Source organism: Sphingomonas sp. 2SG, from assembly GCF_005503285.1.
Lineage (GTDB): Bacteria > Pseudomonadota > Alphaproteobacteria > Sphingomonadales > Sphingomonadaceae > Sphingomonas > Sphingomonas taxi.
In genome coordinates this window covers 20,449-37,431 of sequence record NZ_SCMZ01000011.1, presented here as the reverse complement: position 1 = coordinate 37,431, position 16,983 = coordinate 20,449, and the positions used below count along the sequence as shown (strand labels likewise).

The 16,983-nt window shown below is 67.7% G+C and carries 11 protein-coding genes; 7 read left to right on the top strand and 4 right to left on the bottom strand.

The window, feature by feature from the left end; all coding sequences use genetic code 11:
• Positions 1–144 precede the first annotated feature (144 nt).
• The gene (locus FFS23_RS06680; protein WP_137897977.1) at positions 145–2,964 is read right to left on the bottom strand and encodes a TonB-dependent receptor; all 2,820 of its coding nucleotides are present in this window, start codon (positions 2,962–2,964) and stop codon (positions 145–147) included.
• Between the two features lie 368 nt (positions 2,965–3,332).
• On the opposite strand from FFS23_RS06680, the gene FFS23_RS06675 reads away from it, so the two are divergent.
• The 6 genes from FFS23_RS06675 to FFS23_RS06650 all read left to right on the top strand — a co-directional run bounded on the left by FFS23_RS06675 (position 3,333) and on the right by FFS23_RS06650 (position 13,644).
• A complete protein-coding gene (locus tag FFS23_RS06675) occupies positions 3,333–4,166 on the top strand; it encodes a response regulator transcription factor (RefSeq protein ID WP_137897976.1) in 834 nt (277 codons plus the stop codon).
• A 142-nt stretch (positions 4,167–4,308) separates the two neighbouring features.
• Positions 4,309–4,836, top strand: a complete 528-nt coding sequence (locus FFS23_RS06670; protein ID WP_137897975.1) for a sigma-70 family RNA polymerase sigma factor — start codon at positions 4,309–4,311, stop codon at positions 4,834–4,836.
• Positions 4,833–5,858, top strand: a complete 1,026-nt coding sequence (locus FFS23_RS06665) for a FecR domain-containing protein (RefSeq protein WP_137897974.1) — start codon at positions 4,833–4,835, stop codon at positions 5,856–5,858. Before FFS23_RS06670 ends, FFS23_RS06665 begins: the two co-directional genes overlap by 4 nt.
• Positions 5,859–5,969: 111 nt before the next feature.
• Positions 5,970–9,206, top strand: coding sequence for a TonB-dependent receptor (locus FFS23_RS06660; RefSeq protein WP_137897973.1), 3,237 nt, complete (start codon positions 5,970–5,972; stop codon positions 9,204–9,206).
• 79 nt (positions 9,207–9,285) lie between these two features.
• Positions 9,286–11,685 (top strand): glycoside hydrolase family 95 protein, encoded by a 2,400-nt coding sequence (locus tag FFS23_RS06655; protein WP_249340567.1) that lies wholly within the window; start codon positions 9,286–9,288, stop codon positions 11,683–11,685.
• Between the two features lie 36 nt (positions 11,686–11,721).
• Positions 11,722–13,644 carry an alpha-L-fucosidase gene (locus tag FFS23_RS06650; protein ID WP_137897971.1) on the top strand — a complete coding sequence of 641 codons (1,923 nt, stop codon included), beginning with the start codon at positions 11,722–11,724 and terminating at the stop codon, positions 13,642–13,644.
• On the opposite strand, the gene FFS23_RS06645 is transcribed toward FFS23_RS06650, so the two are convergent.
• Together FFS23_RS06645 and FFS23_RS06640 are read right to left on the bottom strand one after the other, a co-directional pair.
• On the bottom strand, positions 13,630–14,814 hold the full coding sequence (locus tag FFS23_RS06645; RefSeq protein ID WP_137897970.1) for an alpha-hydroxy acid oxidase: 1,185 nt from the start codon (positions 14,812–14,814) through the stop codon (positions 13,630–13,632). The genes FFS23_RS06650 and FFS23_RS06645 overlap by 15 nt on opposite strands.
• Positions 14,815–14,915: 101 nt before the next feature.
• A complete protein-coding gene (locus FFS23_RS06640) occupies positions 14,916–15,512 on the bottom strand; it encodes an FKBP-type peptidyl-prolyl cis-trans isomerase (RefSeq protein WP_137897969.1) in 597 nt (198 codons plus the stop codon).
• Between the two features lie 252 nt (positions 15,513–15,764).
• On the opposite strand from FFS23_RS06640, the gene FFS23_RS06635 reads away from it, so the two are divergent.
• Complete coding sequence (locus FFS23_RS06635) at positions 15,765–16,013, top strand: DUF3253 domain-containing protein (protein ID WP_137897968.1); 249 nt, start codon at positions 15,765–15,767, stop codon at positions 16,011–16,013.
• Between the two features lie 32 nt (positions 16,014–16,045).
• Here FFS23_RS06635 and FFS23_RS06630 read toward each other — a convergent pair whose 3' ends face one another.
• Entirely contained in the window at positions 16,046–16,927 is an 882-nt protein-coding gene (locus tag FFS23_RS06630) for an alpha/beta hydrolase (RefSeq protein WP_137897967.1), read from the bottom strand.
• Positions 16,928–16,983: the final 56 nt, after the last annotated feature.

Below are 16,983 nucleotides of genomic sequence, written 5' to 3'. Positions count from 1 at the left end.
GCCTGACGTATCTCCTGCCTGATCGATCGGCCCACGCGGGTCCCGCTTCTTCGGACGGTGCGAAGAAGCGGGATGCCGGCACGACGGGAAGTGCGACTGCAACACCCCGATCGAGCCCTGCCTGGTGGGGGCGTTCGATCCACCCTAGAACTTCAGCGTGGTGCTCACGAAGAAGGCACGTCCATAAGGGTCGTAGGTCGACGGATAGGTGTTGGCCTGTTCCTGATTGTCGCCGAGGATCGGCGGCTGCTTGTCGAACAGATTGTTGACGCCGACCGACCAGGTGAAGCCGGGCTTGACCTCGAAGGCGGTGGTCAGATCGAAGTAATTGTACGCCTTGATGTGGTTGACCGAATATTCGCCCGAATCGTCGTCGACCGGCGAAAGGTAGCGATAGAGTAGCGACACCGTCACCGGCCCGCTCGCCCAGGTCGTGCGGCCCGACAGGCGCCATTTGGCATAGGGGTTGCCACAGGTGACGCCGAACTTGCCCGCGCAGTCGATCGTCAGGTCGGCGATCGCCGCGAGCGGATTGTAATCGAACGCGATCAGGCGCGTGCCGCTGAACCGCAGGTCGAGCCGGCTGGTCTGCTCGCCGAACAGCCCGAAACCCAGCTGCGTGCGATAGCGCGCCTCGAAATCGACGCCGCGCGTGCTCACCCCGCCGGTGTTCGACAGCGTGTTGACCGCATCGGTGATCGCATAGCTGTTGGCATCGCGCGGCAGGGCGGCGCAATAGCCGGTGTCGTACGGCGTATAGCCGTTGCCGGCATCGCCGTAACAGGCGCGGATGAGGTTCGAGGTGCCGGCCGAGGCGATGTAATTGGCGATCTTGATCTTGTAATAATCGACGGTGAGCGAGAAATTGCGCAGGACGCGCGGCTGCAGGACGATGCCGGCGGTATAGGTGTCCGACGTTTCCTCGCGCAGATTGGGATTGCCGCCGGTGATGCTCTGGATCTGCGTGCTGCCGCCGTCATAGGCGGTGCCGAGCAGTGCCGCCGGGACCCCGGAAGAGAGGCAGCTTGCGCGCAGATTGGCGTTGCTCACCGCCGTCGCCGTCGTGCAGAGGTCGGTCGCGGTCGGGAAATCCTGTGCGGAACCGCTGAACAGGTTGCTGACCGTCGGCGCCCGCACCGCACGCGCATATTGGCCGCGCAGCGAAAGGTCCTGGACGATTCCCCAGACGACGCCGCCCGAATAGGTGTTCACCGACTTGGCCGCGGTCGAATAATAGGAATAGCGATAGGCGCCGTTGACCTCGAGCCGCTTGACGAACGGCTTGTCGGCGAGCAGCGGCACCGCGATCTCGGTATAGGCTTCCTTGACGTCATAGCCGCCGCTCAGCCCCTCGCCGGCGTTGAAGCCGACGACGTCGCCCGACGACAGCGAGAAATCGGGACTGTAGCTGCCCTTCTCCTTGCGATATTCGGTGCCGAAGACGATCCCCGCCGGCCCCGCGCCGAGGTCGAACAGATGGTTGTTGGTGATCGACGCGCTGGCGACCTGTTCGGTGATCGTGCTGCCGTTCTGCACCGGAATGCTGATGAACGATGCCGCATCCGCGCCGATATTGCCCTCGCCGAAGATGTTGAGCGGGACGCAGCCGTTGCTGGTGTTGGCGCAGACCAGATTGCCGCCGGCGTCATAGGTGGTGCGCAGCGCCTGAAGCACGCGGCTGCGCGAGACGTTGCCGGTCTGCGTCTCGGTCGAGCGGGTGCGGGCGTAACTGTAATAAGCGTCGTAGGCCCAGCCGCGGCCGATGTCGCCATTGGCGCCGATCACCGTGCGATAGGCGGTGTTGTCGTTGCTGGACACGCGATTGCCGACCTCGCTGAGGCGGCGGTAGATGGTCGAGGCGACATAGCCGTCGCCGTCGGTGTCGAGTCCGCGCAGCAGCGCCTGCGAACCGGCGGACAGGAACGAGGAATCGACGTCGAGCGCGACCGAGCCGGTGAACGGCGTCGGCGCGAGCTGGTTCTTGACGCGATTGTTGATGAACTGGCCCTCGGCATAGATGTTAAGCGCCGGGCTCACCTCGTAATGCGTCTGCGCGCTGATCAGCAGGCGCTTCTGCGGCACCTGCAGGTAATTGTAGGGAGCGTAATTATAGGCGTCGGTCGCAGAGTTATAGGCGCTGTAGCTGCCGTCGGCGGCGAACTTGCGGTTGACCCCGCCGATCGCGAAGCGCGTACCGGGGATCGAGCCGGAGCCGCCGGCGATCAGGCCGCCCGATCCATCGTCGACCAGCGCCTGCCGCGCATAGCTGCGATCCGCCTGCAGGATGCCGTCGCGCTTGGTGTAATCGACGTAGAAGGTCGCATTGCCGCGGCCGTCGGCGAAATTGCCGCCGAGCAGCAGGTTGGAATTGAACGTACCGCCGTCGCCCGCGCCGTTGATGCGATAACTGGCGTTCGCCTGCGCGCCGCTGAAATCCTTCTTCGTCACGAAATTGACGACGCCCGCGATCGCATCCGAGCCGTAGACGGCGGAACGGCCGCCGGTGACGATGTCGACGCGTTCGATCAGGCCCGCGGGGATCGTGTTCAAATCGACGATCTGGCTGGAATCGTACGAAACATAGCGCCGGCCATTGACCAGCACGAGCGTGCGCGTCGCGCCGAGGCCGCGCAGATCGGTGGTCGCGACGCCGCCGCCGGGATTGTTCGACGCGCTGGTGACGCTGGGGACGAGCTGCGGCAGGTCCTTGATGATATTCTCGACGTTGACCTGCCCGGACAGCGCGATCTCGCGCGCGCTCACCACCGCGATCGGCGAGGCCTGTTCGAGCTGCTGCCCACCGAGGCGCGATCCGGTGACGACGATTTCCTGTCCCTCGCCATTCTGCTCGGCGCTGTCTTGCGCAGCGGTGGTCGCGGCGGGATCGGTTTGCGCCCAGGCGGGCTGGGCGACGCCCAGCAACAAGGTGGACGCCAGCAGGCGTTTGCGAACGACCAGACGCATGTCTTCACTCCCAGAAATTTAACTGATTTTTCGGCGATCGAATGTTGCGGAGCCAGTCCGCAGGCCGTGGGTGGCGGCCAAACGCCATCATGACAATATCGTAATCTGGAAGAGGCGCGGCATTTCTTGGATGAGTTGTCGGACAGCCACGGTTTGCTTCAGTATCAAGTCGAATGATACATGGAGAAACATTGTTTCCCGATGGATATATATCAAAATGTTAACGGGGTACTGCCGGAATGAAGAAGGTGCATCGTTGCTGGGCCGCCAAGTTTGTCATTTGCAACGTGTGGAAACATCAGGGAAAATCATTGCTGGCAGGAAAGCCGTTTCCGCCCCGCCCGGGGTCCAGCAAAGGAAACGGAAGGATGACCCAGGACGTCCTGCGAAACGTCGCGCATGGCCCGGTGGCGGCGCACCTCCCGGTCGCAGGCGACGACGCACCCGTACGTGTGCTCGTCGTCAACCGCGATTCACAGGCGGCGTCGGTGCTGGTGGCGATGCTGTGCGATCATGGCTTCCTCGCCGAGGCGGTCGGCGTGGCGGCCTTGCGCAATGGCGCCGGCGGTCAGGATTGCGATCTCGTCATCCTCGACATGATGGTCTGTGAGGATGGCGGCCTGGCGATGCTGCGGATGTTGACGCAGCGGCGGCATTGCCCAGGCGTCATCATGCTCAGCCGGCATGCCAGCGAAGTCGACCGGATCGTCGCGCTCGAAATGGGGGCCGACGATTGCGTCGCGAAGCCGACCAGCCCGCGCGAGATGCTGGCGCGAGTCCGGTCGGTGGTGCGCCGCCGCAGCCGGACGCCGCCGGTTGCGGCGGTCGATATCGGCGAGGCCGGGCTGGATCGGGACAAAAGGATCGCGGTCGCGCGGTTCGCCGGCTGGACCTTCGAAGTCGAGACGCGCACGCTTACCTCGCCCGCGGGCGCGGTGGTGCCGCTGACCAACGGCGAATATGGCATGCTGCTGAGGTTCGTCGCCCAGCCCCGCACGGTACAGTCTCGCGAGCGGCTTGCGGTGGCCAGCGGCAAGCCGGCCGGCGGGCAGCGCGACCGGACGATCGACGTCAACGTCAGTCGGTTGCGCCGCAAGCTCGCCGATCACACGGCGGACGAACTGATCCGCACGGTGCGCAGCGGCGGCTATCTGTTTATGCCGGTCGTCGCCTGCGATCCCGCGACGAACGGCGGCTGTTAGCGATCTGAAGGGAAGTCGGGATCCTGTGCGCGACCCGGCGACCCTTGATCGAGCCGTCGCCGTGGCGGCGCCTGACGCTCTTGCCGCGACCGCTCCGCTTGGCGGATGATGAGCATCTGGCCGGGACAAACGTCTCAAGAAGATGCACGTGGTAAGATCCGACCCACCGCAGGACCCGAGCGAGCTTCTGACGGTGATGCGCCGGATGCGTCCGGCATTGATGGCCTTCTTTCTCCGGCGGCTGCATGATCGGACCCTGGCCGAGGATCTGGTCCAGGACATGTTCGTCCGGATCGCCGACATGGGCGGTCGAACCGCCGGCAATCCCGAAGGCTATATCTTCCAGGCCGCCGCCAACCTGTTGCGCGACCATGTCCGCCGCGAGGCGACGCGGTCCCGCTACGCCCAGGCGTGGATGGAGGACGGCACGTTCGGCATCGACACGTTCGACGCCGAGCGGCTGCTCGCCGCACGGCAGAGCGTCGGCTGCGTCGCCAGGACGCTCGGCACGCTGCCCGACCGGACCCGGCAGATCTTCATCCTGTATCGGCTGGAGGCCATGCCGCGTAAGGCGATCGCCGCGGCCTTCGGCATTTCGGTCAGCGCCGTCGAAAAGCATATCGCGAAGGCGATGCAGGCGCTGCTGGCCAATCTTGAGGATATACGATGACCGGCAGCCTCGGGTCGACCGACCAGGACAATGCGATCATCTGGTGCATGCGGCTGAGCGAGGGCGCCCTGACCGCCGCGGAGCAGCAGGACCTGCGCGACTGGCTCGCGGGCGACGCCGCACGTCAGGAGCAGCTCGATCTGGCCCTCGCGGTCTGGACGGGGCTGGAGGCGGATGCCGATGCGCCGGAGCTGCTCGGCCTGCGTCGCGAGGCGCTCGGTGCGATGCACCGGGCGGAACGGCGGCGCTGGATGCGCGGTGCCGTGCTGCCGGCAGGCTGGCGCGCGCTGGCGGCGGTCGTCGCGCTCGTCGCGGTGGCGCTCGCCACGATGGTCTGGCAGCGACACGGCGGCACCTCCTATCGCACCGGCATCGGCGAGCGTCGGGTGATCGCTTTGGCGGACGGGTCGCGGCTGTCGCTCGACGCGGACAGCGCGGTCTCGGTCGCTTTCAGCGACCAGCGCCGCGATCTTACGCTGGAACGCGGGCGTGCACGCTTCAAGGTGGCGAAGAACCCGCTCCGCCCCTTCGCCGTCCATATCGGCGACGATGTCGTCGTCGCCACCGGGACCGAATTCTCGGTCGAGCGTCTCGCCGGCGAGATGCGCGTCGCGCTGTTCGAGGGGCGCGTCGCGGTCCTGCACGACGGCCGGTACGGTCCGGTCGCCGCGTTGACCCGACGCGACGGCGCGATCGTCGCTGCCGAGCGGGCGCTCGCGCCGGGCTCGGAGCTGCGGATGCCGTTCGGCAAGACGATCGGCGGGATCGCGCCGATCGGTCTCAACGACGGCATGGAGGAGGGGCAGATGAGCTTCACCGCCGAGGCGCTGGGCGTCGCTGCCGAGCGGATGAACCGCTATGCCGGCGCCCACCGGATCGCGGTTGCGCCCGATGTCGCGGCGCTGCGCATCAGCGGCGTCTTCAATGCCGGCGACAGCGACGCCTTCGCCCAGGCCATCGCCGCCACCTTTCCGGTGCGCGTCACGCGCGATGGCGACACGCTGCGGATGGTCGCGCCCTGACCGTCCAATCTGATACCAAATTGCGGCAATGGTTATAAAAATGTTGGAAAGCTGCTGAGCATTCCGCCCGGTCGTCCGTCATAAAACCACAACATAAAAGAGGGGTGTGACATGATCGGGACTCGACGCATCGGTGCCGCCGTCAGCAGCGCGGCAATCGCCATCGTGATGATCGCCTCGCCGGCGCTGGCCCAGCAACGACCCGTGCAGGTCGATATCAAGGCGCAATCGCTGGGTCAGGCGTTGCGCACCTTCGGTCGTCAGGCGCGTATCCAGTTGGTGTTCGACGAGGCCCTGCTCGGCAACCGCATCGCGCCGGCCGTGGCGGGCAGCATGACGGTCGACGCCGGGCTCGACCGCCTGTTGCAGGGCAGCGGGCTGACCGTCGCGCGGACATCGCAGGGCGTGTACGTTATCAACCGCGGTGCGGCGTACACGCCGGTCGCGATGACGACGCAGGCGGGCGCCGCGACCGTTGCGCCGCAGGCCGCCGTGCCAGCCGACCCGGTGACGCCCGATGGGGCTGACGTGATCGTCACCGGCTCGCGCATCCGCTCCAAGAACCTCGTCGAGACCGCGCCGGTGACGAGCGTCGGGCAGGCGGAGATCAAGCTGCAATCCGCCTTCAGCGTGCAAGAGGTGCTCAACCGCGTTCCGGCGATCAAGAACAGCGACACCAACCTGTCGAACGGCAACGGCCGCCAGCAATTCGACTTCCACGGGCTCGGCACCAACCGGACGCTGACGCTGATCGACGGTCAGCGGATCGGCGTTACCGAAGGGATCGACGCCTCGGTGATCCCGGTCGGGCTGATCGAGCGCGTCGACCTGCTGACCGGTGGCGCCTCCGCCGTCTACGGCTCCGACGCGATCGGTGGCGTCGTCAATTTCGTGCTCCGCAAGAATTTTGAAGGCGTCAACGCCAACGTCAATTACGGTTTCTACAACGCCGACAACAGCGACAATATCGCCGCGCAGGCGGCCCGCAACGCCGGCTTCGCCGTCCCCAGCGGGTCGCGCAACGACGGCGGCCGGTTCGACGCCAACATCAGCATCGGCCACAATTTCGCCGGCGGGCGCGGCAACATCTCGATCTTCGGCGCCTATAGCCAGGTCGAGCCGGTGCTCGCCTCGTCGCGGTCCTTCTCGGTCTGTCCGATCACCTTGTCCGCGCAGACGGTCGTCTGCGCCTCGCCCTCCTCGGCGACGCCGGCGGGCTATTTCCAGGCGCTGTCGGGGCCGGCGCAGAACGGGACGATCTTCAGCAACGCGGCCGACGGCTCGCGCGCCTTCGTGCCCTACACCGGTGCCAACGGCTACAATTACAACGAGACCTTCTACTTCCAGCGCCAGAACACCCGCTACAACGGCGCGGCGTTCCTCAATTACGAAGTGTCGCCGGCGATCCAGCTCTACGCCAACGGTCTCTACCTCAAGTCGAACGCGACCAGCCAGTCGGACCCGGCGACGATCCAGCCCGGGTCGGTGGCCTACACCATCAATTGCGATAATCCCCTGCTGTCCGCGCAACAGGCGCAGTCGCTGTGCGGCACCGCGGCGGGGACCGCGACCAACGTCACCACCGACGTGCGCTATCGCTTCACCCAGCCGCAGGTGACGCGTTCGTCGAACGAAATCTATCGCGGCGTCGCCGGCGTCCGCGGCGATCTCGGCAGTGCGTGGCATTATGACGTCGGCGGCGTCTATTCGACCACGCTCTACCGGCAGCGCCAGCTCAACCGCGTCGATCCGGCCAAGGTCGCCAATGCGTTGCAGGTCGTCGACGTCAACGGCGTCGCGACCTGTGCGTCGGTGGCGACCAACCCCGGCTGCGTGCCGCTCGATATCTTCTCCACCGCCGGCCCCAGCCAGGCGGCGATCGACTATCTGTCCTACGGCGAGGGCGGCGGCCTGTTCCGCGAACGCTACGAACAATGGGTCGGCAATGCCAACGTCACCGGCGATCTCGGCGAGTACGGCATTCGCAGCCCGCTTTCGACCAAGGGGATCAACATCGCGCTCGGCACCGAATATCGCGCCAACACCTATCGCTCCAATCCCGACGCGGCCTATCAGGCGGCATTCGGATCGACGCCGAACCGGCTGTCGAACCACGCCTTCGACGTCTACGGCGAGGTCAACGTGCCGCTGGTCAGCGACCGCTCGTTCGTCCGCGATCTGAGTTTCGGCGCGGCGATCCGCGGCTCGAACTATTCGGGCGTCGACAAGATGCGCTCGACCTACAAGATCGACGGCAGCTGGCGTCCGATCGAGGATCTGCTGCTGCGCGCCAGCTACAACAAGGCGACGCGCGCGCCGAGCATCTACGAATTGTCGTCCAACGCCGCGGTCAGTTATGGCACGCTCGACAGCAACACGCTGGGCGATCCCTGTGCCGGCGCCAGCCCGTCGGCGAGCCTCGCGGTGTGCCAGAAGACGGGCGTCACCCAGGCGCAATATGGCGCGATCCCGCAATGCCCGGACAATCTGTGCACCGTGCGCAACGGATCGCAGGGCCTGGTGACGCCGGAAATCGCGCACACCTATACTTATGGCCTGGTGCTGACGCCGCGGATGCTGCGCGGCCTGTCGATCACCGCCGATTATTACAGCATCGAGATCGAGAACGGCATCGGCTATTACCGCGCCATCGACTTCCTGCAGACCTGCGCCAACACCGGCTATGACTTCTTCTGCGGCCAGCTGGTCCGCAACCCGGACGGCAGCCTGTTCAGCAATGCCGGATCGGCGAGCGGCTACATCAACCAGGGTTACAGCAACCTCGGCAAGACGAATGCGCGCGGGTTCAACTTCTCGGCGAATTACGATACGCGTGTGGGCAATTGGGCGCATTTCTCGACGAGCTACGTCGCGACGCTGCAGACCGCGAAGGGTGGCGACCTCGGCCTGCCCGACACCGACTTCAACGTCGTCGGCCTGTTCGGACCCTATGCGGGGCAGGGCTATCGCCGCTACCAGCATAATTTCCGCTTCACCCTCGCCTCGCCGGACAGTGCGCGGACGCAGGGTCTGGTGTCGCTCAACTGGCGGCACAATTCGGGGCTGAAGAATTCGCGGCTCGACGGCAATCCGATCTTCGGTGCGGACGATCCCAACGTGCCCGACCAGTACAAATATCTGCCGGCCTATGACGTCTTCGACCTCAGCACCAGCGTCACCGTGTCGCGCAGCCTGACGCTGCGGGTCGTCGTCAACAATCTGCTCAACGCCAATGCGCCGGTCCGCCCCAGCCCGCCGCTCGAGGCGGCGGAGCGGGTCAATACGTCGCCATCGGTGTATGATGCGCTCGGCCGCTCGATCAACATGGGAGCAACGCTCAATTTCTAGGTCGACCTCTCCGATCGACGACGACGGATCGCCGGCGGTTTCGCGCCGCGACCTGCTCGCCGGGGGAAGCGGCGCGGTGATGCTGGGCCTGCTCGCCAGCGGTGACGCGGCGCTGGCGCAGGAAAGCGCGCCGACCCGCGGCCATCGTCTCGTCGCGACCGCACCTGCCGGCGAGTGGCTGCTCGGCCATCCCGTCGGCAACGGCCGGATCGGCGCGATGATGGGTGGTGGCGTCGCCAGCGATACGATCTCGCTCAACCACGACACGTTGTGGACGGGGCAGCCCGCGACGTCGCCCGATCACGACGGGCGCGCCGAGCTGGCGGCGGTGCGTGCCGCGGTGTTCGCCGGCGACCCGCCCGCCGCGGACCTGTTGAGCAAAGCGCTGCAAGGCGCCTATAGCCAGAGCTACGCGCCGATGGCGAACCTCGTGCTGGCGATGACCCATAACACGCCGCCGCGCGCGTACCGGCGCGAGCTCGACCTCGACCGCGCGGTGGCGTCGGTCGCCTATCGCTGCGACGGCATCGGCTTCCGTCGCGAGCTGTTCGCCTCACATCCCGACGGGATCATCGTGCTTCGGCTGAGCGCCGATCGTCCGGGTGCGCTGCATGGCCGGATCGGGCTGACGACGTCGTTGCGCGGCGATACCGTCGCGGACGGCACGACCCTCACGCTGACCGGCAAGGCGCCGACGCGCTGCGAGCCCGATTATCGCAACCTGCCCGATCCGATCGCCTATTCGGACGAGCCCGGTCACGGCATGGCATTCGCGACCATCCTCTCCGTCGAAGCGCGGGGCGGCACCGTCGTCGCGCACGGCGATACCGTCTCCGTCCGCGGCGCCGACGAGATCGTCGTACGGATCGCCGCGGCGACCGGGTTCCGGGGCTTCGATCGGCTGCCCGATACACCATCGGCGGCGGTGGCGGCGGCGGCGGGGCGCGAGCTCGCCGCGAGCGCGGACCGGCCGTTCGCGCTGCTGCTCGATCGCCATATCCGCGATCATCGCGCGCTCTATCGCCGCACCGCGCTGTCGCTCTCCGCCGCGGATGCCGACGCGGCGCAGGCTGAGCGGCTGTTCCATCTCGGCCGGTATCTGATGATCGCCTGCTCGCGCGCGGGAACCATGCCCGCCAATCTGCAGGGGCTGTGGAATGCCACGGTGCGCCCGCCGTGGAGCTGCAATTACACGACCAACATCAACCTGCAGATGAACTATTGGCCGGTGGAAAGCTGCAACCTGTCGGAATGCCATCTGCCGCTGATCGACCATATCGAGCGGCTGGCGGCGAACGGTGCCCGGACCGCGCGGACGCTGTACGGCATGCCGGGCTGGTGCGTGCACCACAACAGCGACCTGTGGGCGATGACGCATCCGGTCGGCGCGCGCGAGGGCGACCCGAACTGGGCGAACTGGCCGATGGGCGGGCCGTGGCTGGCGCAGCACGTCTGGGACCATTACCGCTTCACCGGCGATCGGCGCTTCCTCATCGATCGCGGCTTCCCGCTGCTGCGCGGCTGTGCCGAATTCTGCGCCGCCTGGCTGGTCGCCGATCCGGCAGGCGACGGGCTGACCACCGCACCGTCGATCTCGCCCGAAAACCTGTTCATGGCCGCGCCGGGTAGGGCCGCGGCGGTCGGCACAGGCTGCACGATGGACCTCGCGCTGATCCGCGAGCTGTTCGCGCATTGTATCGAGGCGGCGACGCTGGTCGGCGATACCAGCGATCTCGCCGCGCGCCTGTCGCGCCTGCTGGAACGGCTTGCCCCCTATCGGGTCGGGCGCTTCGGCCAGTTGCAGGAATGGTCGGCGGACTATGACGAGCAGGACCCCGGCCACCGCCACGTCTCGCACCTCTATCCGCTCTACCCCGGCACCGCGATCGATCCGCAGCGCACGCCGCAGCTGGCGCAGGCCGGCGCGGTCTCGCTGGCGCGGCGCGAGGCGCATGGCGGGTCGAGCACGGGCTGGAGCCGGGCCTGGGCGACGGCGATCTGGGCGCGGCTCGGACGCCCGGCCGATACCGCACGGTCGCTGTCGGCCTTTCTGGCGCATAGCGTCGCCGCCAACCTGCTCGACACGCACCCGGCGCAACCGCGCCCCGTCTTCCAGATCGACGGCAATTTCGGCATCACCGCCGCGATCGCGGAAATGCTGCTGCAGAGCCACGGCGACGCCATCGCGCTGCTGCCGGCGGTGCCGGCGCACTGGGCGAGCGGCACGATAAGCGGGCTGCGCGCGCGGGGCGGCCATGCGGTGGACATCGCGTGGCGACCGGCGGTGGTCCGCGCGACGGTGACCGCGGGCGGCGACCGGCTCGCGGTGCGACCGCCGGCCGGGTTCGTCGTTACGGCGATACGGCAGGACTGCCGCGCCCTCCGCTTCGCGCCGATCCAGGGCGTGACGCAAATCCGCACCCGGCCGGGCCGACGCTATCGCATAACACTGCGCCGGATCCCCGTCGGGGCGGCCTGATCGTCCCGAGCCTTCCCTCCTGCATCAGGACCAGCCATGTCGTCGCTCTCCCGCCGAACCCTTCTCGCCTCCGGTCTCGCCACCGCCGGCGTCGGCGCCGCCCGCGCGGTACCCCGCGCCACGGCGGACGCTCCCCCCGCGGCCTATGGCGCGACGCCGTCGCCGCGGCAGCTCGCCTGGCATCGGCGCGAGCAATATGCCTTCGTCCATTTCTCGATCAACACCTTCACCGATCGCGAATGGGGCTATGGCGACGAGAGCCCGGCGCTGTTCGATCCGACCGACTTTTCCGCCGAGCAGATCGTCGGCGCGGCCAAGGCGGGCGGGCTGCGCGGCATCGTGCTGACCGCCAAGCATCACGACGGCTTCTGCCTGTGGCCGACGATGCTCACCGAGCATTGCGTGCGCAACAGCCCGTTCCGCGGTGGCAAGGGCGACGTCGTGCGCGAATTCGAACAGGCCTGTCGTCGCGCCGGTCTCGCCTTCGGCCTGTATCTGTCGCCTTGGGATCGCAACCACGCCGATTATGGTCGCCCCGCCTATATCGATTACTACCGTAAGCAGATCGTCGAATTGTGTACCCGCTACGGCCGATTGTTCGAATTCTGGTTCGATGGCGCCAATGGCGGCGATGGCTATTACGGCGGCTCACGCGAGACGCGCACGATCGACGCGGCCGCTTATTACGACTGGCCGTCGATGTTCGCGCTGGTGCACCGTTACCAGCCGCTCGCCTGTACCTTCGAACCGCTCGGCTCCGATGCGCGCTGGGTCGGCAACGAGGACGGCGTCGCCGGCGATCCCTGCTGGCCGACGATGCCCGACCACAAGCCCAGCCAGGCGGAGGGCAATGCCGGACTGCGCGATGGTCCGTTATGGTGGCCGGCGGAAACCAATACCTCGATCCGCCCCGGCTGGTTCTATCACGCCGACGAAGACGCCAAGGTCAAGGACCCGCAGCGGCTGGTCAAACTCTATGACGAATCGGTCGCCCGCGGCACCAATCTGATCCTCAACCTGCCGCCCGATCGCCGCGGCCGGCTGGCGGACGTCGATATCGCGGTGCTCCGCGCCTTCGGCGACGCCCAGCGCGCGACCTATAAGGTCGATCTGGCCGAGGGGGCGATCGCGCATGCCGATCATGAACGCGGCGCGCGCTTCGCTGCGGCCAAGGTGCTGGACGGCGATCCCGACAGCTATTGGTCGACACCGGATGGCGTACACACGCCGCAAATCGTGCTCGACGTTCCACCCGGCCGCAGCTTCGACATCATCCGCATCCGCGAATATCTGCCGCTCGGTGTTCGCGTCACGCGCTTCGCCGTCGATCTCGATACGGGATCGGGCTGGCGTGAGGTGGCGTCAGGCGCCTGTATCGCCGCGCAGCGAATCGTCCGCCTCGCCGCTCCCGTCCAGGCACGACGATTGCGGTTGCGGATCACCGATGCACCCGTCTGTCCGGCGATCAGCGAGATCGCTCTGTTCCGCCAGACCGCCCCGGTCGCGGTCGCACTGCCGAGGCCGCGCGCGGCCGATACCGTCCCGCCGTCGGCCTGGTCGATTGCCTCGTCGTCGGGGCCGGACGTGGAGGCTCTGTTCGACGACGATGTCGGCACGTCCTGGCGGGTCCCGGTAGCGGATCGGTCGATGGCGGTGACGGTGGTGCTCAAATTCGACCATCGGCAACGGCTCGGCGGCTTCGTTCTGACCCCATCGCGCGCGGTGATGACCGATGCCGCTCCTCCACGGCGGTATCGTGTCGAGGCCAGCGTGGACGGCAAGACCTGGAGCGATCTCGGCGCCGGCGAATTTTCGAACATCGCCAATGCCCTCTCGCCCCAGCGGATCGCTTTCGAGACCGTCATGCCCTGCGCCTATGTTCGCTTCAGCTTCATCGGCCTGGCGTCCTCGGCGCATCACATGGCGATCGCCGACCTGAAGCTTCTACGGGCGGGGTAACCCGGACGACCCGCCAACCGACCGATGGCGGACGTGACGGCGGGATAGCGCGTCGATATCGTTGATCCCCGCCAGCGTCAGCGTGCGGCGGAACTCCTCGTGCATTAGCGTCAGGAGACGATCGACGCCCGGCTCGCCGCCCGCGGCGAGGCCGTACAGATAGGGGCGGCCGATCGAGCAGGCGGTCGCGCCCAGGGCGAGCGCCTTCACCACGTCCGAGCCGCGCCGGATGCCACCGTCGCAGATCACGTCCGGTGCGTCGCCGACGGCGTCGCGCACCGCCTCGATCTGGTCGATCGGGGCCGGGGCACCGTCCAGCTGACGCCCGCCGTGGTTGGAGATCATGACGCCGGTCGCGCCCGAGCCGATCGCGCGGCGCGCATCCGCGGGCGTCATCACGCCCTTGATCGCCAGCGGTCCGTTCCATTCGCGGGCTAGCCATTCGACATCGCGCCAGCCGACCGAGCGGTCGAACTGACCGCCGATATAATCGAACAGGCTCATCGGTCCCGCCGCCAGCGCATCGACCTTGTGGCTGACGTTGGCGAGGTCGAACCTCGACCCGGTCAGCGCGGGCAGCGACCAGGAGGGATGGAGCGCGAAACTGAGCAACGAGCGGAGCGTCAGTTTCGGGGGAAGCGAGAGGCCGCTGACCCGGTCGCGCTCGCGATTGCCGGCGACCGGCGTATCGACCGTCAGCGCGAGGCCGTGGAATCCCGCCGCCCGACAGCGCGCGACGAATTCGGCGGTGAGGCCGCGATCCTTGAAGATGTAGATCTGGAAGACCTTCGGCCCGGCGAAGGCCTGCGCGAGATCCTCCAGCCGCGTCGTGCCCATCGTCGAGAGGCTGTAGAGGAGCCCGTGTCGCGCGGCGGCGCGGGCGACGGCGTGTTCGGCGTGGCCGTGGAACATGCGGGTGAGGCCGGTGGGCGACAGCATCAGCGGCCACCGCGCGGGTTGGCCGAAGATACGGGTCTCCGTCCGGATCGTCGACACGTCGTTGAGGACGTCTGGAACCAGTTCATAGTCCGCAAAGGCGGTGGCGTTCCGCCGCAGCGACACTTCGTCGTCGGCACCGCCATCGATATAGTCGAAGATCGGCCGCGGCAGCCGGCGACGCGCCATCAGCCGCAGGTCGGCCACGTTGTTCGCCCGTTCGAGTCGCATCATGCCGCACGCTGCGTCGGAAGCGCGCGGATCGACAACCCGTTTCGCTGTGCCGAAGCGCTTGGCGGCTGTGCGTGCCGACCGATCGCGCGGACCGGACGGGATCAGGGCTGCGGCGGTGCATCCTTTTGCGCCGGCGGTTCGGCGGCTTGCGCGCGGTTCATGCTCTCGACCTCGGCCGCGGTCTTGAAGTCCAGCAATTCGACCTGGAAGACGAGATCGGCATTGGCCGGGATCGGCCCCGACGCCTGCGCGCCATAGCCCAGCGCGGCGGGGATGCAGAACCGGGCGACGCCCGACCGGGCCATCGTCTGCAGGCCCTGCGAAAAGCCGGGGATCACACCGTTGACCGGCAGCGGCGAGCGCATGCCCTGATCGAACACCGCTCCCGTCGCCGCGAGATAGCCGATGTAGTTGACCAGCACGACGTCCCCTGCCGCGGGTTTGGTCCCGGCGCCGGCGCGCAGCACCGTCGATCCCAGGCCGGACGGTGCCGTCACCGAACACAGCCGCTGCCCCGCCGGGACGATGGGATTGAGCGGCAGCGCGATGATCGCATTGTCCGGCCTGGCCGGTGCGGGTGCCGCGGCCCGTGGCTTGGCGCGGCGGGTCGCCGCCGCGTCCGCCGGCAGCGGCGCGACGAGCAACGGCAGGAGTGCCGCGAGGATCAGGCGGGATGAAGCGTGCGAAAGGAATGGCATAGACCCGGCTATATGCAAGGCCGGCGATCGACGCCAACCCGATGTCGCGCGGACGGCGTATCGAGGCCGCTATTGTTCGTGGTACGAACGAACCGCGCGCATCGGAGCGGCGTCGGGACACAGCGTGAGGCCGGCAAGTGTCGTCGTGCGTTCGGTGCTTGTGCCGGTACCGATCGATCTTGCAACGACGCTTCGGGCAATGCGCGTGACGCGGGCGATGACGGCCGGCCGCTCGGATCGCGATCGCCGCTCATGACGGTCGCCGCCCGCGAGACGACGCTTGCGCTGCTGGCATCGCGATCCCCGGATGCGACGGTGTGTCCGAGCGAGGTGGCGCGCGCGATCGCGCCCAAGGAGGCTTGGCGAGACGCGATGCCGCTGGTCCATGCCGCGATCGATGGTCTCGTCGAGGAGGGCCAGGTGCGGCTCAGCTGGAAAGGGCGGCCTCTAGCCGTCCGCGACGGGCCTTATCGCATCGGTCACGCGACGCGGCCGTCGTAGGCCGGCGATCGAGTTCCGCCGTGCGGGCGCCATCACCGCCGATCCGTATCGACGGTCCGCTGGACGAAGCCCGCGACGTCGTCGAGCACCGGGGCACGACCGCGAAACGGGCGAGCGAGCGCCAGCAGGATGCCGATATGCCCCAGCTTGGCGTAGGCACGTTCGTCCACCGCCACGCCGCCGGCGCGCAACTTCGCGGCCAATGCCTGGCTGTTGCGCGGGCGCACGACGGTGTCGTCGCTGCCGTAGAGGAGCAATGCGGGCGGATCGCCGGCACCGGCCCAGGTGACCGGCTGCGTCGCGGCGGGATCGGGTGACTGGCCGAAGGCGGCGCGGCTGGCCGCCACGTCGAAGGGGGCGAAGTCGTAAGGGCCGGCGAGCCCGACCAGGCCCTTGACCGCGGGTCGCGAGGTACCGAGCCAGCGGGGGTCCACCGCCAGCATCGCGGCGATATAGGCGCCGGCCGAATGGCCCATCAGCACCACCGATCCCCCGTCGCCGCAATAAGCGTCGGCATGGGAGATGGCCCAGCGCACCGCCGCCGCGCCATCCTCGACGAAGGCGGGATAGTGCACGTCGGGGACCAGCCGATAATCCGGGACGACCGTCACGAAGCCGCGCGCGGCCAAGGCGCGGCCGACGAAGGCATAGCCCGCACGCGTGCCGCTGTTCCAGCTGCCGCCGTAGAAGAACACCACGACAGGTCGCGACCGGCCGCAGGCTTCGCGCGGCGCGTAGACATCCAGACGTTGGCGCGGCGCGTCGCCATAAGCGAGGTCCTTCGCGACGCGGACGCCGCCCCGGTCCTTCGGCACCAGCCTGTCGAAGGTGGTCAGCGGCGAACACGCCGCGGCGAGCGAGCCCAGCAGGGCGAGGACGCCGACGTGGCGGCGGACGGCCCGCGGGCGGATCATACCGCCGGGGTCACGGGATGGATTGTCACGATGGCGGCCTTTTCGCGGGAGGGCGA